We start from the raw sequence: 233 nt of genomic DNA on the forward strand, positions 1-233 counted from the left end.
TGAGCGGCAATCTGCCGATCGAGTATCCGCCGCTCGACGTGTCGCTGCCGAACATCGGCCGGGCGATCGACGCCGCGCATGCGGCCGGCGTGCCGGTGATCGTGGTCCAGCACGTCGCGCCGGCCGGCGCGACGATCTTCGCGCCCGGCACCGACGGCGTCGCGCTTCACCCGGTCGTGGCCGAGCGTCCGTATGCGCATCTGATCGTGAAGGCGCAGGCCAGCGCGTTCGCC

Annotated in this window: 1 protein-coding gene; it reads left to right on the forward strand. The window is 72.1% G+C overall.

Annotated elements, in window-relative coordinates; genetic code table 11:
• Positions 1-233: isochorismatase family protein (locus tag SB771_RS37330; RefSeq protein WP_410722321.1), on the forward strand; the 233-nt coding region annotated here is incomplete at both ends.

Origin of the sequence: Burkholderia sp. SIMBA_051, from assembly GCF_046534915.1 — a bacterium.
In the GTDB taxonomy this organism is placed as follows: Bacteria; Pseudomonadota; Gammaproteobacteria; order Burkholderiales; family Burkholderiaceae; genus Burkholderia; species Burkholderia ambifaria.